Origin of the sequence: Variovorax sp. RKNM96 (assembly GCF_017161115.1) — a bacterium.
Taxonomy (GTDB): domain Bacteria; phylum Pseudomonadota; class Gammaproteobacteria; order Burkholderiales; family Burkholderiaceae_C; genus Variovorax.
The window spans coordinates 6780618-6802331 of sequence record NZ_CP046508.1; the positions used below are offsets into that span (position 1 = coordinate 6780618).

General features: G+C 66.9%; 22 protein-coding genes. 7 read left to right on the plus strand and 15 right to left on the minus strand.

Going from position 1 to position 21714, the window contains the following annotated elements; all coding sequences use genetic code 11:
* The 8 genes from GNX71_RS31660 to GNX71_RS31690 are packed head-to-tail and all read right to left on the minus strand — an operon-like array spanning nt 1 to nt 8035.
* Nucleotides 1-2745, minus strand: a complete 2745-nt coding sequence (locus GNX71_RS31660) for a DUF4118 domain-containing protein (RefSeq protein ID WP_206176060.1) — start codon at nt 2743-2745, stop codon at nt 1-3.
* A gap of 25 nt (nt 2746-2770) precedes the next feature.
* Nucleotides 2771-2905 carry a hypothetical protein gene (locus GNX71_RS33720; RefSeq protein ID WP_257864064.1) on the minus strand — a complete coding sequence of 45 codons (135 nt, stop codon included), beginning with the start codon at nt 2903-2905 and terminating at the stop codon, nt 2771-2773.
* The gene (locus GNX71_RS31665; RefSeq protein ID WP_206176061.1) at nt 2895-3251 is read right to left on the minus strand and encodes a hypothetical protein; all 357 of its coding nucleotides are present in this window, start codon (nt 3249-3251) and stop codon (nt 2895-2897) included. The genes GNX71_RS33720 and GNX71_RS31665 overlap by 11 nt, the downstream gene beginning before the upstream one ends.
* Nucleotides 3252-3261: 10 nt before the next feature.
* On the minus strand, nt 3262-3858 hold the full coding sequence (gene kdpC / locus GNX71_RS31670; RefSeq protein ID WP_206176062.1) for a potassium-transporting ATPase subunit KdpC: 597 nt from the start codon (nt 3856-3858) through the stop codon (nt 3262-3264).
* A 12-nt stretch (nt 3859-3870) separates the two neighbouring features.
* On the minus strand, nt 3871-5970 hold the full coding sequence (gene kdpB, locus GNX71_RS31675; RefSeq protein WP_206176063.1) for a potassium-transporting ATPase subunit KdpB: 2100 nt from the start codon (nt 5968-5970) through the stop codon (nt 3871-3873).
* A gap of 10 nt (nt 5971-5980) precedes the next feature.
* Complete coding sequence (gene kdpA / locus GNX71_RS31680) at nt 5981-7789, minus strand: potassium-transporting ATPase subunit KdpA (RefSeq protein ID WP_206176064.1); 1809 nt, start codon at nt 7787-7789, stop codon at nt 5981-5983.
* Nucleotide 7790: 1 nt separating this feature from the next.
* Nucleotides 7791-7889 carry a K(+)-transporting ATPase subunit F gene (kdpF, locus tag GNX71_RS31685; RefSeq protein WP_093243136.1) on the minus strand — a complete coding sequence of 33 codons (99 nt, stop codon included), beginning with the start codon at nt 7887-7889 and terminating at the stop codon, nt 7791-7793.
* Entirely contained in the window at nt 7886-8035 is a 150-nt protein-coding gene (locus tag GNX71_RS31690; RefSeq protein WP_206176065.1) for a hypothetical protein, read from the minus strand. The genes kdpF and GNX71_RS31690 overlap by 4 nt, the downstream gene beginning before the upstream one ends.
* 299 nt (nt 8036-8334) lie before the next feature.
* Here GNX71_RS31690 and GNX71_RS31695 point away from each other — a divergent pair, with 299 nt between their 5' ends.
* From GNX71_RS31695 to GNX71_RS31715, 5 genes are read left to right on the plus strand one after another with little or no spacing between them, the layout of a single operon-like run.
* Nucleotides 8335-9438 (plus strand): efflux RND transporter periplasmic adaptor subunit, encoded by a 1104-nt coding sequence (locus GNX71_RS31695; protein ID WP_206176066.1) that lies wholly within the window; start codon nt 8335-8337, stop codon nt 9436-9438.
* A complete protein-coding gene (locus GNX71_RS31700; RefSeq protein WP_206176067.1) occupies nt 9435-12515 on the plus strand; it encodes a MexW/MexI family multidrug efflux RND transporter permease subunit in 3081 nt (1026 codons plus the stop codon). Before GNX71_RS31695 ends, GNX71_RS31700 begins: the two co-directional genes overlap by 4 nt.
* A gap of 2 nt (nt 12516-12517) precedes the next feature.
* Nucleotides 12518-13948 carry an efflux transporter outer membrane subunit gene (locus tag GNX71_RS31705; protein ID WP_241027102.1) on the plus strand — a complete coding sequence of 477 codons (1431 nt, stop codon included), beginning with the start codon at nt 12518-12520 and terminating at the stop codon, nt 13946-13948.
* A gap of 32 nt (nt 13949-13980) precedes the next feature.
* Nucleotides 13981-14646, plus strand: coding sequence for a metalloregulator ArsR/SmtB family transcription factor (locus tag GNX71_RS31710; protein WP_206176069.1), 666 nt, complete (start codon nt 13981-13983; stop codon nt 14644-14646).
* 41 nt (nt 14647-14687) lie between these two features.
* On the plus strand, nt 14688-15269 hold the full coding sequence (locus tag GNX71_RS31715; RefSeq protein WP_206176070.1) for a Fe-Mn family superoxide dismutase: 582 nt from the start codon (nt 14688-14690) through the stop codon (nt 15267-15269).
* 4 nt (nt 15270-15273) lie between these two features.
* Here GNX71_RS31715 and GNX71_RS31720 read toward each other — a convergent pair whose 3' ends face one another.
* Nucleotides 15274-15651 (minus strand): VOC family protein, encoded by a 378-nt coding sequence (locus tag GNX71_RS31720; protein ID WP_206176071.1) that lies wholly within the window; start codon nt 15649-15651, stop codon nt 15274-15276.
* 205 nt (nt 15652-15856) lie between these two features.
* Here GNX71_RS31720 and GNX71_RS31725 point away from each other — a divergent pair, with 205 nt between their 5' ends.
* Nucleotides 15857-16837 (plus strand): tripartite tricarboxylate transporter substrate binding protein, encoded by a 981-nt coding sequence (locus tag GNX71_RS31725; protein WP_206176072.1) that lies wholly within the window; start codon nt 15857-15859, stop codon nt 16835-16837.
* Between the two features lie 60 nt (nt 16838-16897).
* A complete protein-coding gene (locus GNX71_RS31730) occupies nt 16898-17938 on the plus strand; it encodes an MBL fold metallo-hydrolase (protein WP_206176073.1) in 1041 nt (346 codons plus the stop codon).
* Nucleotides 17939-18236: 298 nt separating this feature from the next.
* Here the strand turns inward: GNX71_RS31730 and GNX71_RS31735 are convergent, their stop codons facing one another.
* The 6 genes from GNX71_RS31735 to GNX71_RS31760 all read right to left on the minus strand — a co-directional run bounded on the left by GNX71_RS31735 (nt 18237) and on the right by GNX71_RS31760 (nt 21669).
* The gene (locus GNX71_RS31735) at nt 18237-18869 is read right to left on the minus strand and encodes an SMI1/KNR4 family protein (RefSeq protein WP_206176074.1); all 633 of its coding nucleotides are present in this window, start codon (nt 18867-18869) and stop codon (nt 18237-18239) included.
* A gap of 106 nt (nt 18870-18975) precedes the next feature.
* Nucleotides 18976-19185 carry a DUF4287 domain-containing protein gene (locus tag GNX71_RS31740; protein ID WP_206176075.1) on the minus strand — a complete coding sequence of 70 codons (210 nt, stop codon included), beginning with the start codon at nt 19183-19185 and terminating at the stop codon, nt 18976-18978.
* 108 nt (nt 19186-19293) lie between these two features.
* Nucleotides 19294-19578 carry a hypothetical protein gene (locus GNX71_RS31745; protein WP_206176076.1) on the minus strand — a complete coding sequence of 95 codons (285 nt, stop codon included), beginning with the start codon at nt 19576-19578 and terminating at the stop codon, nt 19294-19296.
* An 84-nt stretch (nt 19579-19662) separates the two neighbouring features.
* A complete protein-coding gene (locus tag GNX71_RS31750) occupies nt 19663-20202 on the minus strand; it encodes a hypothetical protein (RefSeq protein WP_206176077.1) in 540 nt (179 codons plus the stop codon).
* Between the two features lie 414 nt (nt 20203-20616).
* Nucleotides 20617-20874, minus strand: a complete 258-nt coding sequence (locus GNX71_RS31755) for a hypothetical protein (protein ID WP_206176078.1) — start codon at nt 20872-20874, stop codon at nt 20617-20619.
* A 30-nt stretch (nt 20875-20904) separates the two neighbouring features.
* Complete coding sequence (locus GNX71_RS31760; protein ID WP_206176079.1) at nt 20905-21669, minus strand: SDR family NAD(P)-dependent oxidoreductase; 765 nt, start codon at nt 21667-21669, stop codon at nt 20905-20907.
* Nucleotides 21670-21714 lie beyond the last annotated feature (45 nt).

Here is a 21714-nt window from a genome sequence, read left to right on the forward strand (position 1 = left end):
TCAGAGTTGGGCTTCGGCCGGTTCGGGCGGCTCGCGGCGTGGCAGGGTGACGGTGAATTCTGCACCGCCGTCGCGCGCATTGGCAGCGGTGATTTCGCCGCCGTGCGCGCTCACCACCGCGCGGCAGATCGCAAGGCCCAGCCCGACGCCCGGCGTGGCCGACTCCGCCTCGCCGCGGGTGAATTTGTCGAACAGCTTCTGTTCGCGGCCCAGCAACGCGGCGGGCAGGCCAGGGCCGTGGTCTCGCACCGTGAGCACCAGCGTGCCGGGCTCGGCGCGTGCGCCCACCACGATGGGCGGAGCGCCATATTTCGTGGCGTTCTCCAGCAGGTTGACGAGCACGCGCTCGATCAGCACCGCATCGAACTCGACCAGCGGAAGGTCCGCATCGAGCGCGGTCTGCACAACGGCATCGCCCAGCGAGGTGCGCGCCGCGCGGATCGACGACCCCACCACTTCCTCGACCGACTGCCAATCGCGCCGCAGGTTCACCGCGCCGCCCGCGATGCCGCTTTCGAGCCGCGCCATGTCGAGCAGGTTGTTGACCAGCGCATGCAGCTCGTGCGCCTGCGCGACGATGGCGCGCGCCGCGTTGTTGTGTTCCTCGGGCGGCAGCGTCTGCAGCGATTCGGCCAGCGCGATCAATGCGGTGAGCGGCGTGCGCACGTCGTGCGAGATCGCGCCGAGCAGCGCATTGCGCAGCCGCTCCGATTCCATCTCGACCACGGCCTGCTGCGCCACCTCGACGTAGTGCACGCGCTCCAGCGCGATCGCGATCTGCCGCGCCAGCGTGTCGAGCTGTTGCGCCTGCTCCGGAATCAGCAGCCAGCGCGGCTGCGAGGGCGACAGCGCCAGCACGCCGCGCACGCGCATCGGCGCCTGCAGCGGCACGTAGTGCCACGGCTGCGCCGCCAGCGTGGCGGTCGCCAGGCCCGCGGGCTGACCGTGGCGGAACGCCCAGTCGGCCACCTGTGCGTCGAAGCCCTCCGGCGGATCCTTCGGCAGCACGAGCTGGTCGGCCGCGTCTGTCACCAGCACCAGCGCATGGCCGCCGAAGTGGCCTTGCACCGCAGCCGCGCCGAGCGTGACGACCTGCGTGCTCTCCAGCGCCGCCGAGAGCTCGCGCGTGAGTTCGAACAGCGAGCGAGCGCGCCGCTCGCGGCTGGTCGATACACCGGCCGCAAAGCGCAGCCCCGCGGTGAGCTGCCCCACCAGCAGGCCGACGCCCAGCATGATCGCGAAGGTCAGCACGTACTGCACATCGCTCACCGCGAACGACAGGCGCGGCGGCACGAAGAAGTAATCGAACGCGGCCACGTTGAGCAAGGCCGCCAGCGCCGAAGGCCCGCGCCCGAAGCGCATCGCCACCCCGACCACGCCGAGCAGGAACAGCATCACGATGTTCGAGAGTTCGAGCACGCCGGTCAGCGGTGTGCAGACCAGCGTGAGCGCCACGCTCGTGGCCGTCGCCCAGGCGTAGCCGGGCCAGTGGATCGGCGCTTTCTCGTGATCGTCGTCGTCGGCACGCGGCGTGTTGAGCGGCGTGCGCGACAGCCGGCGCGCGCTGTCGGCACGGCCGACTTCCAGGATGTCGAGCGCGGGCGCGCGCTGCGCCAATGCACGTGGCAACGGAACCGCTGCGGCCGGCCACCAGCGGCGCCAGCCGCTCGCGGGCTCCGAGCGCCCCATCACCAGCGTCGCGCAGTTGAGCCGGCGGGCCTGCTCGGACAGTTGCTCGGCCACGTCGGAACCCGTGAGCACCGCGGTGGCCGCGCCCAGCTCCTCGGCCAGCTTGAGCACCGCGAGGATGCGGTCGCGCTCCTCTGCCGCCAGGCGCTGCAACCGGGGCGTTTCGACGTAGGCCGCATGCCAGCGCACATTCAGCTGGCCCGCGAGCCGCGCCGCCGTGCGCACCGTTTGCGCCGCGCCTTCGTGCGGTCCGACGCACGCGAGGATCGCGCCCGAGGTGTTCCAGGCCTGCAGCGCGCCGCCGTGTCCGTTGCCGGCCGCGCCCGACTGTTCGACCCGCCAGCCGCGCACGTCGTCTTCCACATGCTCGGCGGTGCGGCGCAACGCAATCTCGCGCAGCGCGATCAGGTTGCCCTTGCGAAAGAAATTCTGTGCGGCGCGCTCGGCCTGCTGCGGCAGGTACACCTTGCCGGCCGCGAGCCGCGCGGTGAGTTCATCGGGCGTGACATCGACCAGCACCACTTCGTCGGCCTCATCGAGCACGGTGTCGGGCACCGTCTCGTGCACGCGCACGCCGGTGATCGCGCCGACCGTGCCGTTGAGGCTCTCGAGGTGCTGCACGTTGAGCGCCGACCAGACCTCGATGCCCGCGGCCAGCAGCTCCTGCACGTCCTGCCAGCGCTTGGCGTGACGGGAACCCGGGGCGTTGGTGTGGGCCAGTTCGTCGACCAGCAGCACGGCGGGCCTGCGCGCGAGGGCCGCGTCGAGGTCGAACTCGGCGAGCGTGCGGCCGCGGTAGGCCAGCTCGCGCAGCGGCAGCGTGTCGAGCCCCGCGAGGAGTGCGGCGGTTTCGCTGCGGCCGTGCGTCTCGACCACGCCGATGAGCACGTCGCGCCCCGCGGTGCGCTCGCGTTGGGCGGCGCTCAGCATCGCCCAGGTCTTGCCGACGCCGGCACTCGCGCCGAAGTAGATGCGCAGCTTGCCGCGCAGCGCACGCGCCTCGTCGTTGCGCAGCTGCGCAATCAGGGCATCGGGGTCGGGGCGGGTGTCGGGCATGGATGACGTCGGATGGCTGCGCAGGTTATCGCATCGGGCCGCCCTTGCGGCGCTTGGCCTCGTGCCGCCGCGCGGTGCGCGACAGAACCCACCAGGCGAAGCCCAGCGGCACGAACAGCGCCGCGAGCGCCAGCAGCGCGTGAAAGAGGTCAGTGACCATCGCGCAGGCCGCAGCGTGCCAGGTGCTCGCGCCAGCTCACGAGCCGGCCGATCTCGCCCGAGGGCACGCACTCGATCAGGCGGTGCAGCACCTCGGCGTAGCTGGCGATGGGCAGGCGGATCATCAGCCGCACGCAGGGCGCATCGCTTTCCTGCGAAGAGAGGGCGTGCAGCAATGGTTCGCAGCGCACCACGCCCGCATCGGGGCAGCCTGCGATGCTGCGGCGCACGCGCAGTGCGTCGGCGCAGCAGACGGTGACGTCGAGCACGTAGAACGGGCTCGTGGCGGTCATGGGCGCGTGCGTTCGCAGCACGCCGGGGTGTTCACGGTAAGCGGCATAAGCCATGGTTTTCTCCTCAACGCGCAGTCGAAGAAGTTGACGCATCGAGCGCGAGATTCAGTGCGAGAACGTTGACGCGCGATTCACCGAGCAGGCCCCAGAGCGCGCCCTGGGTGCTCTTCTCGATCAACGCGTTGATCTGGTCGACCGGCACCCCGCGCACGCGCGCGATGCGGGCTGCCTGGTAGTGCGCGGCGGCGGGGCTGATGTCCGGATCGAGTCCGCTGGCCGAAGCCGTGACGAGGTCGACCGGCACCGGCGCGGTGTTGCCCGGGTCCGCGGCGCGCAGGGCCTCGACGCGCGCCTTGATCGCATCGGTCAGCGCCGGGTTGAGCGGGCCCTGGTTCGCGCCGCCCGAGGCGCTCGCGTTGTAAGGCTGCGGCGCGGTGGCCGACGGGCGGCCCCAGAAGTGCTTCGGGTCGCTGAAGTTCTGCCCGATGAGTTTCGAGCCGACCGTCGTGCCGTCGAGCACGATCAGGCTGCCCGCCGCCTCCTTCGGAAACACCGCCTTGGCGGCGCCGGTGACGGCCATCGGATAGATGAGCCCGGTGAGTGCGCTCAGCAGTGCGAAGAGCACGATCGCGGGACGAATGATGTTGCCATTGTTGTTCATGAGAAATGCTCCTCAAACCAGATGGACGGCCACAAGCAGCCAGTCGATCAACTTGATGCCGATGAAGGGGACGAGCAGGCCGCCCAGGCCGTAGATGGCCAGGTTGCGGCGCAGCAGCGCGGCAGCGCCCACCGGCCGGTAGCGCACGCCCTTGAGCGCGAGCGGGATCAGGAACACGATGACGAGCGCGTTGAAGATCACCGCAGAAAGAATCGCCGACGACGGGCTCGCCAGGCGCATCACGTTGAGCGCGCCCAGCTGCGGATAGGTCGAGACGAAGATCGCCGGAATGATCGCGAAGTACTTCGCCACGTCGTTGGCGATCGAGAAGGTGGTGAGCGAACCGCGCGTCATGAGCAGCGCCTTGCCGGTCTCCACCACTTCGAGCAGCTTGGTCGGGTTGGAGTCCAGGTCGACCATGTTGCCGGCCTCCTTCGCGGCCTGCGTGCCGCTGCCCATCGCCACCGCCACATCGGCCTGCGCGAGCGCGGGCGCGTCGTTGGTGCCGTCGCCGGTCATCGCGACCAGGCGGCCTTCGAGCTGGTAGCGGCGGATCAGCGCGAGCTTGTCCTCGGGCGTGGCTTCGGCGAGGAAGTCGTCCACGCCCGCTTCGGCGGCGATGGCCGCGGCGGTGAGCTTGTTGTCGCCGGTGATCATCACCGTCTTGATGCCCATGCGGCGCAGTTCGGCGAAGCGCTCCTTGATGCCGGTCTTGACGATGTCCTTCAACTCGACCACGCCGAGCACGCGGTCGCCCTCGGCCACGGCCAGCGGCGTGCTGCCGCGGCGCGCGGTTTCCTCGGCGGCGCGCAGCATCTCGGCGGGCACGCTGCCACCCATCGATTCGACATGCCGGCGGATCGCATCGACCGCGCCCTTGCGCAGCAGCACGGCATCGGTGTCCAGGCTGTTGGGCGCGGCCGGCAGGTCGACGCCGCTCATGCGGGTCTGCGCGGTAAAGGGAACGTAGCGCAGGACCTCGACAGCGGAAGCCTCCAGGCCGTCACGGCGTGCGAGCTCGACGATGCTGCGGCCCTCGGGCGTTTCGTCGGCCATCGAGGCGAGCATCGCGGCGCGCGCAAGGCGGCCCTTCGGCACGCCGGGCGCGGGCAGGAACGCGCTGGCCTGGCGGTTGCCGTGGGTGATGGTGCCGGTCTTGTCGAGCAGCAGCACATCGACGTCGCCGGCTGCTTCCACCGCGCGGCCCGAAGTGGCGATCACGTTGGCCTGCATCATGCGGCTCATGCCGGCCACGCCGACGGCCGAGAGCAGGCCGCCGATGGTGGTCGGGATCAGGCAGACGAGCAGCGCGACCAGTGCGGTGAGCGACACCACGGTGCCCGCGCCCGCGGCCTCCACGCTGAACACCGAGAACGGCAGCAGCGTGACGGTGACCATCAGGAACACGAGCGTCAGGGCGACCAAGAGGATGGTGAGCGCGATCTCGTTGGGCGTCTTCTGGCGCTTGGCCGCTTCGACCATGCCGATCATGCGGTCCAGGAACGACTCGCCCGGGTTCACCGAGATGCGCACCACCAGCCAGTCGGACAGCACACGGGTGCCGCCGGTCACGGCCGAGAAGTCGCCGCCCGATTCGCGCACCACGGGTGCCGATTCGCCGGTGATGGCGCTCTCGTCGACCGAGGCCACGCCTTCGATCACTTCGCCGTCGAGCGGGATCACGTCGCCGGTTTCCACCAGCACGATGTCGCCCTTGCGCAGGTTGGGCGCCTGTTCGGGGAGCCACTGCGCACCGTGGTGCGGCTCGGCCAGCTTCTTGGCCCAGGTGTCCTTGCGCAGGCCCCGCAGCGACGCGGCCTGTGCCTTGCTGCGGCCTTCGGCCAGCGCTTCCGCGAAGTTCGCGAACAGCACGGTGAACCACAGCCAGATGGTCACGGCGAGCACGAAGGCGGGCTTCATGCCGGTGTCGCCCGGGAAGCTCAGCGCATGCACCCAGAGCAGGCTGGTGAGGATGCTCCCGATGTAGACGATGAACATCACCGGGTTGCGCCACTGGGTGCGCGGGTTCAGCTTGGCGAAGGCGCCCCAGAGGGCGGGCTTGACCAGCGCTGCATCGAACAGCGAGAGAGAGGTTTTGGTGTTGGCAGTCATGGTGGGCTCCTTATTTCCAGAGCACCAGGTGTTCGACGATCGGCCCGAGGGCGAGCGCCGGCACGTAGTTGAGCAAGCCGACCAGCAGCACGGTGCCGATCAGCAAAGAGACGAACAGCGGGCCGTGCGTGGGCAGCGTGCCGCTGGTGACGGGCAGGCGCTTCTTGGCGGCCAGCGAGCCGGCAATGGCCAGCACCGGCACGATCATCGCGAAGCGGCCGAGCCACATGGCCAGCGCGAGCAGGCCGTTGTAGAAGGGCGTGTTGGCCGAGAGGCCCGCGAAGGCGCTGCCGTTGTTGTTGGCGGCAGAGGTCAGCGCGTACAGGATTTCCGAGAAGCCGTGCGCGCCGGGGTTCGCGATGCCGGCCTTGCCGGCGCCCGCGATCACCGCCACCGCGGTGCCGGCCAGCACCAGGATCGGCGTGACCAGGATGGCGATGGAGATGAGCTTCATCTCGCGCACTTCGATCTTCTTGCCCAGGTACTCGGGCGTGCGGCCGATCATGAGGCCGGCGATGAACACCGCGAGCATCGCGAAGATCAGCATGCCGTAGAGGCCGCTGCCGACGCCGCCGAACACCACTTCACCGAGCTGCATGAGCACCATAGGCACCATGCCGCCGAGCGGGGTGAGCGAGTCGTGCATCGCGTTCACCGCGCCGCACGAGGCGGCCGTGGTCACGGCGGCGAAGAGGGCCGAGGCGTCGATGCCGAAGCGCACTTCCTTGCCTTCCATGTTGCCGCCGGCCTGCAGCGCGCTGGACATCTGGTCGACGCCGAGCGATCCGAACAGCGGATTGCCGGCCTGCTCGGCGGGCGTGACCACCATCACCGCGACGACGAACATCACCGTCATCGCCGCGAGCACGGCCCAGCCCTGGCGCATGTCGCCCACCACGTGGCCGAAGGTGAAGCACAGCGCCGCCGGGATCAGGAAGATCGCGATCATCTGCAGCAGGTTGGCGAGCGCCGTCGGGTTCTCGTACGGATGCGCCGAGTTGGCGTTGAAGAAGCCGCCACCGTTGGTGCCGAGCATCTTGATCGCTTCCTGCGAGGCGACCGGGCCCATGGCGAGGGTCTGCGTCTTGGTGGTGGCGTCTTCCATCACCGGGGCGCCCTTCTCGTCCTTCAGCGGCTGGCCATCGGCACCGTTCTTCGGTTGCTGGAACGCGGTGGTCTCGACCGTGGCCACGTCCTTGTAGGCATCGAAGTTCTGGATCACGCCCTGGCCCACGAAGAACACCGCGAGCACGAACGACAGCGGCACCAGCACCCACAGCGTGACGCGGGTGATGTCGGCCCAGAAGTTGCCGACCAGGCCCTTGCTCCCCGCGCCGTCGCCCCGGCGCGCGAAGCCGCGCACCAGTGCGAAGGCCACCGCGATGCCGGTGGCGGCCGAGAGAAAGTTCTGCACCGTGAGGCCGAGCATCTGCGTGAGATAGCTCATGGTCGATTCACCGGCGTAGCCCTGCCAGTTGGTGTTGGCGACGAAGCTCACGGCGGTGTTGAAGGCCGAGTCGGCCGACACCGCGCCCATGCCGGCCGGGTTGAGCGGCAGCACGCCCTGCAGACGCTGCAACGCGTAGACGACGATGGCGCCCACGAGGTTGAAGGCCAGCAGCGCCAGCGCATAGGTGCGCCAGTTCATCGAGCGCTCGGGGGCGGTGCCCGCGAGCTTGTAGAGCGGCGCCTCGACGCGCTGCATCCAGCGCGGCACGCGCTCGTTGCAGAGCGCGGCGAGGAATTTGCCGACGGGCCAGGCCAGCACGGCGAGTGCGGCGAGGAAGAGGGCCAGGAGGCCCCAGGCGGACGCGGTCATTTCAGAATTCCTCGGCGCAGATCAGCGCGAAGACGAGATAGGCGAACAGGATCACGGCGATGAGCGCGCCGAATCCGTAGAGGACTTCGAGGCTGATCACGATGCTTCTCCGGCGCCGGTATTGGCGGTGTTGCCGGCATGACCGGCGTTCGGCGGGTTCGGTCCCTCGAGCTTGTTCAGCCCGACGACCATGGCCGCTACCACGACCCATAGCGCCAGCAAGGCGCTCATCCAGACGATGTCCATTCAATTGCTCCTGGAGCGAAACACAAGGCCTTCAGTCTCGGCAGACGTCCGTAAAAACGGGGAACAGAGTCGGTGGGGCCGCATAAAGAAAGCGTAAAAACGCGCCCCTTCCGAGTCCCTTTTTCCAAGCTCCGGCTGTCACAAAGCCAGGCGCCTGCCCGTCTTCAGGGCAGGCGCCGGACCGCGAAACCCGTGGATAGCCCGGCCCTATCGGGGTCATTGCGCTGTCTTGCTCGACAGCGCCTTCGACGGCATTCAATAATCAAAGCATCTACTTTGATAAATAACGGATCGAGATCATGAACACACGATCAAGGGCCTGGCTGGTCGCCGGCCTCGCGGTACTGGTGGTGGGAGCGGCGGGCTACGGGCTCGCCAGGCTGAGACCGGCACATGCAGCGGACGGCGGCATGCAGCCGGCCAAGGTGGCGGTGGCCGCCGCGCGGCCGACGGAAATGGCGCGCTTCCTGAGCGGCATCGGCACGCTGGAAGCCAACCGGCAGGTCGAGGTGCCGGCCGAAGTGGAGGGGCGCGTTGCGAAGATCCTCTTCACACCCGGCGCCGAAGTGCGCGCCGGCCAGTTGCTCGTGCAACTCAACGACGCCCCCGAGCAGGGCGACCTCGAACGCCTGACCGCCCAGCGCGCCAACGCCAAGGCCCTGCTCGACCGCACGCGCCGCCTGCTGCCGCAACAGGCCGCCACGCAGGAGCAGATGGAACAGGCGCAAGCCGGCTTCGACCAGGCCAGCGGCGAACTGCGGCGGGTGCAGGCGCTGGTCGAGCAGAAGCGCATCAAGGCACCGTTCGACGGCGTGCTGGGCATCCGCAAGGTGAACCTCGGCCAGTTCGTGCGGGCCGGCGACACGCTGGTGTCGCTCACCGACGGCCGCACGCTGTTCGCGAACCTCACGCTGCCCGAGACCGCGCTGCCTGCGCTCAAGCGCAACCAGGCGGTGTCGCTCGCGGTCGATGCGTACCCGGGCCGCGTGTTCCAGGCCAGGCTCAGCGCCATCGAGCCGCAGATCGGCAGCGACACCCGCACCGTGCGGTTGCAGGCCACGGTGGACAACGCCGATGGCGCACTCACGCCCGGCATGTATGTCAACGGCAAGGTCGCGCTGCCTTCGCGCACCGACGCGATCACGGTGCCGGAAACCGCCATCACCTACAGCACCCACGGCGACTCTGTCTTCGTCGTGCGCCCCGCTGAAAAAGGCGACGGCTTCACGGCACACCAGGTGTTCGTGAAGGCGGGCGACCGGCAGGACGGCCTGGTCGTCATCGAAGAGGGCCTGAAGGCCGGCGAGAAGGTCGTCACCTCGGGCCAGCTGCGCCTGTACACCGGTGCCGCCGTCGCGCCGGCCGGGAAGGACACGCTCGCCCTCACGGAGCGCAAGTCATGAAGTTCACCGACCTCTTCGTGCGCCGGCCCGTGCTGGCGCTGGTGGTGAGCACGCTGATCCTGCTGCTCGGCGCCCGCGCCCTGGGCGACCTGCCGGTGCGGCAATACCCGCTCACCGAGAGCACCACGCTCACCATCACCACGCAGTACCCCGGCGCCTCGCCGGAACTGATGCAGGGCTTCGTCACGCAGCCGATCGCGCAGGCGGTGGCGACCATCGAGAACGTCGACTACCTCTCGTCGTCTTCCACGCTCGGGCGCAGCGTGATCAGCGTGCGCATGAAGCTCAACGCCGATGCCAACCAGGCGCTCACGCAGGCGATGGCGCAGGTGAGCCAGGTCAAGTACCGGCTGCCGGCCGAGGCCTTCGATCCGGTGATCCTCAAGTCGTCGGGCGAAGCCACCGCGGTGGCGTATGTCGGCTTCTCGAGCAAGACGATGCCGGTGCCCGCGCTCACCGACTACCTCTCGCGCGTGGTGCACCCGCAGTTCGCATCGATTCCCGGCGTCTCGGGCGTCGAGGTGTCGGGCGGACAAACGCTGGCGATGCGCGTGTGGCTCGACGCCAACCGCATGGCTGCGCGCGGCATCTCGGCCGGCGAGCTGGCCGACGCCTTGCGGCAGAACAATGTGCAGGCGGCGCCCGGCCAGGTGAAGGGCCTCTTCGTGGTGTCGAACATCCGCGTGAACACCGACCTGGTGAACGTGGCCGAGTTCCGCGACATGGTCATCAAGCGCGAGGGCGACGCCATCGTGCGGCTGGGCGATGTGGCCACGGTCGAGTTGGGTGCAGCCAGCGCCGACAGCAGCGCGACGATGGACGGCGACAAGGCCATCTACCTCGGCCTGCAGGCGGCGCCCAACGGCAACCCGCTGGTGATCGTCAAGCGCATCCGCGACCTCCTGCCCGGCATCAAGCAGAACATGCCGCCGGGCGTGGAGGTGCAGTTGCCCTTCGAGCTCGCGCGCTTCATCGAGGCCTCGATCGACGAGGTGCAGCAGACGCTGCTCGAAGCCGTCGCCATCGTGGTGCTGGTGATCTTCCTGTGCCTGGGCTCGGTGCGCGCGGTGCTGATTCCGGTGGTGACGATTCCCCTGTCGATGCTGGGTGCGGCGGCGCTGATGCTGCTCTTCGGCTTCAGCATCAACCTGCTCACGCTGCTCGCGATGGTGCTGGCCATCGGCCTCGTGGTGGACGATGCGATCGTGGTGGTGGAGAACGTGCACCGCCACATCGAGGAAGGCAAGTCGCGCGTGCAGGCCGCATTGATCGGCGCGCGCGAAGTGGCCGGCCCGGTGATCGCGATGACGCTCACGCTGGCCGCGGTGTATGCGCCCATCGGCCTCATGGGCGGGCTCACCGGCTCGCTCTTCAAGGAGTTCGCCTTCACGCTCGCGGGCGCGGTGGTGGTCTCGGGCGTGATCGCGCTCACGCTGTCGCCGGTGATGAGCTCGTTCCTGCTGCCGCAGGACGCCACCGGCAGCCGCATGGCGCGCCATGCGGAGTCGTTCTTCCACAAGCTCGCCACCGCGTACGGCCGGCTGCTCGATGTGTCGCTGCACCACCGCTGGGTCACGGGCCTGCTTGCGGCCGTGGTGCTGGTGAGCCTGCCCTTCCTCTACAACGCGGCGCAGCGCGAGCTCGCGCCCGGTGAAGACCAGGCGATGGTGCTCACGGTCATCAAGTCGCCGCAGCACGCCAACATCGACTACGTCGAGAAGTTCGGCAAGAAGTGGGACGACGTGTTCGCGGCGCTCCCCGAGAACACCGGCCGCTGGCTCATCAACGGCTCCGATGGCGTCTCGAACAGCATCGGCGGCGTGCAGCTCTCCGACTGGAAGGACCGCAAACGCAACGCCGACCAGATCCAGGGTGAGGTGCAGGCGAGCATGGGCGACGTGGAGGGCAGCAACATCTTCGCGTTCCAGCTGCCCTCGCTGCCGGGCTCGACCGGCGGGCTGCCGGTGCAGATGGTGATCCGCAGCGCGGGCGACCACCGCGCGGTGTTCGAGGCGATGGAAACGCTCAAGACCGCGGCGCGCGATAGCGGCAAGTTCGCCGTGGTCGACAGCGACCTGGAGTTCAACAACCCGGTGACGGAAGTGCGCGTGGACCGCGCCAAGGCCAACAGCATGGGCGTGACGATGAAGGCCATCGGCGACACGCTCGCGGTGCTGGTGGGCGAGAACTACGTCAACCGCTTCGGCATGGACGGACGCTCGTACGACGTGATCCCGCAGTCGCCGCGCGACCAGCGGCTCACGGCCGAAGCCCTCGCGCGCTACTTTGTGAAGAGCGCGAGCGGGCAGCCCGTGCCGCTCGCGAACCTGGTGACGCTCTCGACCAGCGTCGGCCCCAACAAGCTCACGCAATTCAACCAACTCAATGCCGCGACCTTCCAGGCCATTCCGATGCCGGGCGTGACCATGGGCGATGCGGTGGCGTTCCTGAGCGAAGAAGCCAGGAAGCTGCCCGCCGGCTTTAGCTACGACTGGCAGTCGGATGCGCGCCAGTTCACGCAGGAGGGTTCGGCACTGGTGGTGGCCTTCGTTTTCGCGATCGTCGTGATCTACCTGGTGCTGGCCGCGCAATATGAGAGCCTGCGCGATCCGCTGATCATTCTGATCAGCGTGCCGATGTCGATCTGCGGCGCGCTGGTGCCGCTGGCGCTGGGCTTCGCGACCATCAACATCTACACGCAGATCGGGCTGGTGACGCTCATCGGGCTCATCAGCAAGCACGGCATTTTGATGGTGGAGTTCGCCAACGAGATCCAGGCGCGCGACAACCTGGCGCGGCGCCCCGCCATCGAACAGGCCGCGCGCATCCGGCTGCGCCCGATTTTGATGACGACCGCGGCGATGGTGGTGGGCCTGGTGCCGTTGCTGTTCGCGAGCGGCGCGGGGGCCAACAGCCGGTTCAGCATCGGGCTGGTGATCGTGGTCGGCATGCTGGTGGGCACGCTCTTCACGCTCTTCGTGCTGCCCACGATGTACACGCTGCTGGCGCGCGACCACCGCACGGTGGGGCGCTCGCGGCGCACCGCCGAGCTCGACGCGCTGGTCGAAGGAGCATGACCATGACAAGACTCTTCAACACCGCACCCTTCTTGCTCAGTGCGTTGGTGCTCGCGGGATGCGCGGTCGGACCGACCTACACCGCACCCAAGGAGGCGCCCGTCGCCATCTCGGCGCCCGAGCGCTCGCTGTTCGCCAACGACGCGGTGCAGCGCGACTGGTGGCGCCAGCTCGACGATCCGCAGCTCGATGCGCTGATCGAACGCGCGCTCGCCGGCAACCACGACATTCGCATCGCAGAGGCGCGCCTCCTGGAAGCCCGCGCCTCGCAGACCGAGGCCGAGCTGGACCGCCTGCCCGTCGTCACGATGGGCGCGAGCAAGACGCGCAGCATCGCGCAGGGCAACAGCGGCGCACAACCCGATGTGCGTTCGCTGGCCCAGAGCAGCCGCGCAGGCTTCGATGCCTCGTGGGAGATCGACCTGTTCGGCCGCCTCAAGCGGCTCGACGAAGCCGCCACCGCGCGCACCGAAGCCAGCGCGGCGGACCTCGAGCAGGTGCGCATCGTGGCCGTAGCCGAACTGGCCCGCAACTACTATGAGATGCGCGGCGCCGAGCAGCGCCTGGCGGTGACGCGCCGCACGCTCGACAGCCTGCGCAGCAGCCTGCGCGTGACCGAGGCGCAGGTGCAGACCGGCCGCGGGCTCGAAGGCGACCTTGCGAGCGCAGAGGCCAACGTCGCGACCACCGCGAGCCAGTTGCCCGCGTTCGAGACCACGCGACGCCAGGCCGCGTATCGCGTGGCGGTGCTGGCAGGCCTGCGCCCCGCCGAGCTCGAACCGATGCTCCAACCGCGACAGCTGCGCGTGCTCAACAAGCGCCTGCCCATCGGCGACCTGGGCGACCTGCTGCGGCGCCGGCCCGACGTGCTGCGTGCCGAGCGCGGCCTCGCGGCCAGCACGGCCGATGTGGGCGCGACGACGGCCGAGCTGTACCCGCGCTTCGACATCGGCGGCTTCCTCGGCTTCATCGCGCTACGGGGTTCGGACCTCGGCAGTTCGTCCAGCCGCGCCTTCAGCGTGACGCCCGGCGTGAGCTGGCCTGCGCTCCGGCTGGGCTCGGTCAAGGCCCGCGTGCGCGGCGCCGAGGCGCGTGCCGAAGGCGACCGCGCGCTCTATGAGCAGACCGTGCTGCGCGCCATCGAGGACGTGGAAAGCGCCCTCACCGGCTACGGCCAGAACCAGCAGCGCCTGCAGTCGCTGGTACAGGCCGCGGCCCGCAGCGGCCGTGCGGCCGAACTGGCCGAAGTCCGCTACCGCGAAGGCGCCGCACCCTACCTGAGCGTGCTCGATGCGCAACGTACATTGCTGCGTGCGCAGGACGCCGTGGCCGAGGCCGAGACCGCCTCGTACACCAGCCTCGTCGCGCTCTACAAGGCGCTGGGCGGCGGGTGGCAAGCACCTTCGGATGCGAAGGGAGGGCCGGCCGCCTGACAATCGCCCTACCAAGAACCCACGAAACGTCCATGTCCGCCCCCATCGACGCCAAGCCCGCCTGGATGCCGCACCAGCCGGCAGACCGCATCCTCTCCACGCTCAAGACCCGCGGCGCACTCGGCATTCCCGACATCGCCAAGGTGCTGAACGTCACGGTGGAAGCGGTGCGCCAGCAGATGGCGAAGCTGGAGGCCGAAGGCCTGGTCGACGCCGAGAGCCGCCCGAGCGGCCGCGGGCGGCCGACGCAGATATGGCGGCTCACCGGCGAAGGCCACAAGCGCTTTCCCGACACGCACGCCGAGATGACGGTGCAGATGATCAGCGCCGTGATCAGCGTGTTCGGACAGAAGGGCATGGACCAGCTGATCGATGCGCGCGAGAACACCATGCGCGCCAACTACACCGAGGCCATGCGCGGCGCGCGCAGCCTCAAGACGCGGCTCGAGCGGTTGGCGGAAATCCGCAGCCGCGAGGGCTACATGGCCGAGTTCCGGCCCGAGGGCGACGGCTTTCTCTTCATCGAGAACCACTGCCCCATCTGCACCGCGGCGCAGGCCTGCACGGGTTTCTGCCGCAGCGAGCTGCAACTCTTCGACGAAGTGCTGGGGCCCGAAGTGACCGTCAGCCGCGTCGAGCACGTGCTCGCGGGTGCGCGGCGCTGCGCCTACCAGGTCAGCCCAAAGCCGCGAACCTGAACACCGGACAACGATTTACCCACAACCCCAAAGGAACCACGATGGAACACAAGCTCCCACCCCTGCCCTATGCGCTCGACGCACTGGCACCCGAATATTCGAAGGAAACCCTCGAGTACCACTACGGCAAGCATCACAACGCCTACGTGGTGAACCTCAACAACCTGCAAAAGGGCACCGAGTTCGAAGCCCTCACGCTGGAAGAGATCATCAAGAAGGCCAGCGGCGGCATCTACAACAATGCCGCCCAGATCTGGAACCACACCTTCTTCTGGAACTGCATGAAGCCCCAGGGCGGCGGCGCACCCACCGGCGCGCTGGCCAAGGCCATCGATGCCAAGTGGGGCAGCTACGACGCCTTCAAGGAAGCCTTCGTGAAGTCGGCTGTCGGCAACTTCGGCTCGGGCTGGACGTGGCTCGTGAAGAAGGCCGACGGTTCGGTGGACATCGTGAACACCGGCGCCGCCGGCACGCCGCTGACGACTGCAGATACCGCACTGCTGACGGTGGACGTCTGGGAACACGCCTACTACATCGACTACCGCAACCTGCGCCCGAAGTTCGTCGAGACCTTCCTGGCCAAGCTGGTGAACTGGGACTTCGTCGCCAAGAACTTCGGCTGATCGATCAGCCGTTGATCAGGTTCAGGATGTTCCCGTCCGGGTCCTTGAACCACGCGACCTTCATGTCGCCCATGACATGGAGGTCGCCTTCGAGTTTCGTATCGGGCATGTCGTAGTGCTCGAAGCGCACGCCCTTGGCCTTGAGCGCCGCGGCGAGGCGCTCGATGTCCGCACCGACCTCCCAGGTCACGGCCGTCGCCTGGTTCGTGCCGGCGAACGACGAGCGGTACACGTTGATGCGCGTATTGCCGCTGCGGTAGACCACGACTTCGTCGCCCTCCGCGTCGACTTTGGCGAGGCCCAGCGTTCCTTCGTAGAAGCGGCGGGCCACCGCGAGGTCTTTCACCGCGAGGTTGGCCGTCGCATCGATGTTTCCGAGCATGGATGTCTCCTTCGTGTGGATCGATATTCATGTTCGGTGCCGAAACGGCCCTGTCAAGTCGCCGCCGTCTGATACGGGGCCCATCGCGAACCACGAAAACACCGGCGCGGCGCTTGCGGCACACTGCACCCTTGGTGCAGTGAGGCCAAAAGACCTCCATCGCCCCTGCTGCAACCCCGATCCGTCCAGACAAAGAGACAAACCCATGATCCGCAAACTCACCCGCTCGCTGGCCCTTGCGCTGGCACTTCCCCTGGCTTTTGCGGCAGTTGCCGTGCACGCGCAGAGCTACCCCGCCAAGCCCATCCGCATGATCGTGCCCTTCCCGCCCGGCGGCGGCACCGACATCCTGGCGCGCCTGGTCGCGCAGAAGCTCACCGAGGCCCACCACTGGACCGTGGTGCCCGACAACCGCGGCGGCGCCGGCGGCACCATCGGCATCGCCGAGGCCGCGCGCGCCGCGCCCACGGGCTACGACATCGTGATGGGCCAGAAGGACAACATGGTCGTGGCGCCCTGGCTCTACAAGAACCTGAGCTACAACCCGGTGAAAGACCTCACGGCCGTGGCCCACGTGGCCTACACGCCGGTGGTGATCGTCACGCAGGTCAATTCGAAGTTCAAGACGCTCGACGACGTGGTGAAGGCCGCGCGCGCCGCGCCCGACACCGTCACCTACGGCTCGCCCGGCAACGGCACCACCATCCACCTGGCCGGCGAGATCTTCAACAGCGCCGCCAAGATCAAGATGCGCCACGTGCCCTACAAGGGCTCCAACGCGGCCATGATGGACGTGCTCGCGGGCAACGTCGACCTGATGGTGTCGTCGGTGCCTTCGGCCATGGCGCAGATCAAGGCCGGCAAGCTGCGTCCGCTGGCCGTCACCTCCGCCAAGCGCAGCACCTCGCTGCCCGAGACGCCCACCGTGGCCGAGCTCGGTTACAAGGGCTTCGACGTGAGCACCTGGTACGGCATCTTCGTGCCGGCCAACACGCCCAAGGACATCGTCGCCACGCTGAACACCGAGATCAACAAGCTGCTGGCCACGCCCGAGATGAAGGCCGCCATCATCGGCCAGGGCGCAGAACCCGAGAGCATGACGCCCGACCAGTTCGGCGCGCTGCTGAAGACGGACTACGAGAAGTGGAAGGGCATCGTGCAAGCCTCGGGCGCGACCATCGAATAAGCCTTCGCGTCGCAGAATGGTGTCTCCACAACGGGCCGCGACTACGGCATGGAGACACCGATGGCATTTCTTCTTCGCAAGAACTCACGCACCCTGCTGTTGAAGACAACCGCCCTGGCAGCGGTTGCCGCTTTCATCCAGGGCTGCGCGCAGACACCGGCCCAGCAGCCTCCTTCCGAAGCCACCATCGCCGCGCACGTCGCCGCGGCCACGCGCGATGCGGGCACCGACCTCGCGCCGCTCCTCACACTCTGCAAGCCCGCCCCCGCCGCGCAGCCGCCGCAGGCCGAGCTGGACAAGGGCCTCAGGGCGCTCATCGACAAGCCCGCGCCGCCGCCGGGCAAGACCTTCGACAACCTCTACTTCGTGGGCGCCGACTGGGTGAGCGCCTGGGCGATCAAGACCTCGGACGGCATCATCCTCATCGATGCGCTCAACAACCAGATGGAAGCCGCCGCGCTCATCGAAGGCGGCATGCGCAGGCTCGGCCTGGACCCGGCGCAGATCAAGTACGTGGTCGTCACGCACGGCCACGGCGACCACTACGGCGGCGCGCCCTACCTCGCGCAGAAGTACCGTGCCCGCGTGGTGATGAGCGAAGCCGACTGGACGATGACCGAGACGAAGCTCGAATTCGCGACGCCGGTCTGGGGCGCACCGCCCAAGCGCGGCGCTGGCGACTTGTCAGTCAAGGACGGCGACCGCCTCGTGCTCGGCGACACCACCGTCACGCTGTACATCACGCCGGGCCACACCATGGGCACGATCTCGCCGGTGTTCGACGTGACATCGAACGGCCAGAAGCACCGCGCGATGCTCTGGGGCGGCACCGCCTTCAACTTCGGCAAGAACGTGCCGCGGCTGGGGAGCTATATCGATGCGACGCGGCGCATGGGCACGGTGGCAGAGGCGCAGAAGATCGACGTGCTGGTGTCGAACCACTCGGGCTACGACGGCTCGCAAGGCAAGCTGGCCGCGCTGAAGCAGCAGCCGGCGGGTGCGGCGAATCCGTTCGTGATCGGCACGCCTGCGGTGTCGCGTGCGTTGAACGTGATGGGTGAGTGCGCGCAAGCGCAGCGGGACCGGTTCGTGCTGCAGTGATGTCTGGCTGCCTCTCCTCTTGGGAGGGGGTGGAGTGAGGGCCCGCGACGCAGCGACGTCCGACGTCTCTTAAGGGACCCGAAGGAGTAAGTCGATCTTGCTAAAAGCGGACGCTCAGGGGTCGATTGCTGTGCGGCACGAATGCGGTCACCGGTGGAGAGCAGACAGGCGCCGCTTCTGATCACGACGAAGTCGTTCGACAAGCTGAGGTCGAGCGTTCGATCAATTGGGGGGCTGAACAAGGCCTGCGAAACGCGTTTCACGCCGGGCCTGACGTCGGTGCCGGCGAGCTAGCTTGTCAGCGAGGAACCATGTCCAATGGTCGTACGCCGCTCGCCCGCGCAGGGTGCTGTTCGTGTGTCGCGCCCCCAGGATAGACGGTAAGCCAATAGCCGCCAGACTTATGCGAGCTCAGATCGTTCTCTTCCATCAGTTGCAGTTCGGCGCTCACCATATCTGCAAACGTGGCGGCCACCGAGGTTGGCTCACGATCCTGCTCGATCCACTGCATCGGTGAGCTATCAAAGCTGCCATCTGCTAGAACATAAGTAAAGCAACAGCCTTGATGAAACAAGAAGACCGCTGCGCTTGGAGGCAGGGCTAGAGATGTGTCTGTTTCTCTTATCAATTCTTCGGCGCTGACGCGAAACTCTTCAAGCTCCACCAAATTGGCCAGCTCGCTGCCTCTGAACAAACGTCCAGGTGAGCGCCCCATCTGGAGAAGATATTCGCGAAAGACGGCAGGGAATCTCCCTCGCAGAAGCAGCTCCGCTTTCAAGATTTCGGCTTCAGTGAAGCCGATGAAATCCATCTGGTTCGACTGATACTCTTCAATCAGGTTTTGAGGCGTTCGACTGAAAACGTAGGGAGGGTTTTCTGCCATGGCAACCAGTCGACGCTTCCAATCCGCAACGATCGCTTCTGCTTCCATGGGCCTTTTCCTTTTTCTGTTTCCAACGAAGACCGAGGCTGCGAAAGTCGGCTATTGGCCGAACTCTGACCTCACCGCACATGAACGTTCGAGCGGCTGACCTTCTTTATTTCTTCGCCAAGAACGCCGCCACCAGCGCGTTGGCGTGTCCGTGACCGATCTGATGCTCCGTCTTGAGCCGGTTCACGAGTTCCATGTGTTTGAGAGGGCCTGCATCCTGAAGAACATTCATCCAGTGGGCGATTGGCTTCGCATAGGTCTTTTCAATCGAAGGAAAGTACGAGGCGGGGCCTTTGACTTTGGTCGTTTCGGTCATTGATTTTCCGTTAGCGGGCTGAGGGTCTGGTGGGGCAAGTCCGGACATGGGCATTGCGGAATGGCAGGCCGGCGTTGGACGTTTGAATCGTACTTCCGCTCTTGGCCGTCAGGCGTGAGTGGCGTTAAGAAAATAGACCTTCGAGCCCAGAGGCAGGTCCGCCTTGGTGACTGCCCGCGGCAACGAAAACGGCGCATGCACCATTGGACGCCCCCGACTGATGTGCTCGAACGCAGCGATGTTCGTCCGCACCTCGTTGCCGCTGGGTGTGACGATCAAAAGGAGTTCTCCAACCTTCACGTCGCGTCGGAGTGTGTTCGGGACGCCAGGAACGAGCACGCACCCTCGACCGCCAATGTCGAACACGTCCTCGATTTCGAACAGGAACTGCATCTAGCGTGTCTGGTGAACGAATTGGAGGGGCGCCACGAATGTCTGGGTTCTGGCCATATGCCGCTGCCATGAAGAGGCCCATAGTTACGCCACGACGAGCGCGGTGCCTGTCTTGGAGCACAACCGAGCCGCCTCAAACAAGAGCAACCAGATGACCTGAAAGTCGATGAGCGAGTCGTCACCTTCGCCATCATTGATTGCTTGCGCTTGGGAGTCGCTGAGCACGCCGTCATTCAGTGACAGGCCGATGTGGGAAGCAATCGAGACAAGCGCCGTGTGGAGCGCATCAGCTCCGACAATGCTTACATCAAGTTCTTCGAGCGCTCCGCTTGGAGTCCTCGGGATGAGGACGTACGGTTTGTCGAATTTCGTCAATGGCTCAAGCGCTCCAGCAGCGATGCCCGCGGACAGGGCATAAGCACTGAAGGCAGCCAGTTGTGACGCCGAACTGTGGTCACGCGCCGAGCGCCCAAAACAAAGCATCCCGCCAAACTCGCCATAGAAATCCGCACCATCAATGCCAGCGGGCTCGACATACATCGGAGTCCCAGCCGAAGTGCGGGACAGCAGACCTAATAGCTCAGGGGAAAGATCACCGAGCCCGATTTCAATTCCAACACTCATTCGAGCATCCTCCCATGTTGGCTCGGCCTTGAAACTTGAATCGCCCAAAAAAGAGTGGGCCGCTCTCGATTGTTGATGGCGGCACAGTTGGCGTGCACGCACTTCAAAAGCGGTCGCTCCAGACCCTGCAGAATCTGTTGCTCGTGCGCTGCGAAGGTCGGCTATCAGGCAAATGGGCCCGGTCGACGTAGGACCGCTCCTGGCCGCACTCCGACTTCCCAAGATTCGCTCATGTACGGCCAGCCTACTGTGCTTGCCGCCAATCCAAAGTAGCTCAGGCTGTAGCACTCACCCTTATCAAGATGGACGCAAAAATAGGCGCCATCCGCAAGAGCCGCGTGTATGCAAAGGCCCCAACCCTCACCCTAGCCCTCTCCCCAAGGGGAGAGGGGACAAGTCAGCGACACGTGCACTTCAATCCGGCACGAACTTCGTGTTGAAGATATCGACGTCCGAGGCATCCTCGAACGTCGCCACCTGCCCCATCTTCCCGTCGCTCATCCTGCACGCCGAGAACAGGCTGTAGCGCCCCTTGAAGTAGAACTCGTCCATCACGATCAGTGCGTACGGGTACGGCACGAAGACCTGGTGTTCGAAGATGACGCGGTGCACGTTCCTCGGCGACGGAAAGAGCTTGTAGTCGTTGGTGTCGATCGACTTTGCGGTGGCCATGGTCGTGCGCGCTTTCGGTGTTGAGGGCATTCAGGCCGGGTCGCGCACGTCGGCCACGGGGTTCGCACCGAAGTCCTCGCGCGCCAGGTACTTGAGCACCTTGGCAGCCGCGCTAGCGGGGCTGTCGAGCCGGCCTTCCTCCTTCATGCTCACGAAGCGCGTGCGGTCCGGAAAGTTCTCTGCCGATGCGCCGCGCAGTTGCACCTGCATGTCGGTATCGATGATGCCGGGCGCGAGCGAGACGATGCGCGCGCCGTTCGGTGCAGCCGCTTCCTCGAGCGCCACGGCCTGAGAGAAACGGTCCATGCCGGCCTTGGCCGCGCAGTAAGGTGCCTGGCTGCCCATCGCGTTGCGGCCCAGGCCCGACGAGATGTTCAGCACCTTGCGCGCGCCGCGCCATTCGCGCGTGGCGTTGAGGAACGCGGCGGTCAGCAGCATCGGCGCTTCGAGGCCGATGCGCAGCGCCAGCGACAGCTCGCCAGCGACGGCGCCGGCCAGCGGTGCCGGGTTGCCGACGGTGCCCGCGTTGTTGATCAAGGTCACGCTGTCGAAGCGCTGCGCATCGAGGGTCTTGAGCCAGGCCGACACGCGGGCCGATGCGGCGACGGGGTCGGACAGGTCCTGCTCCCATTGCGTGAGTTCGGCGCCGGCCGACTTGGCGACCTCGGCGAGCTGCGCATCCTGTTTGCGCGAAATGCCGAGCACCACATGGCCGGCTTGCAGCAGCTGTTCGGCCATGGCACGGCCCAGGCCGCGCGAGGCGCCGGTGATCAGGGTGAGGTGGGAAGCGGTCATCGGGACAGTCTTTCTTGAACGAAGGCGGGGAGGTTAAGGGGTATC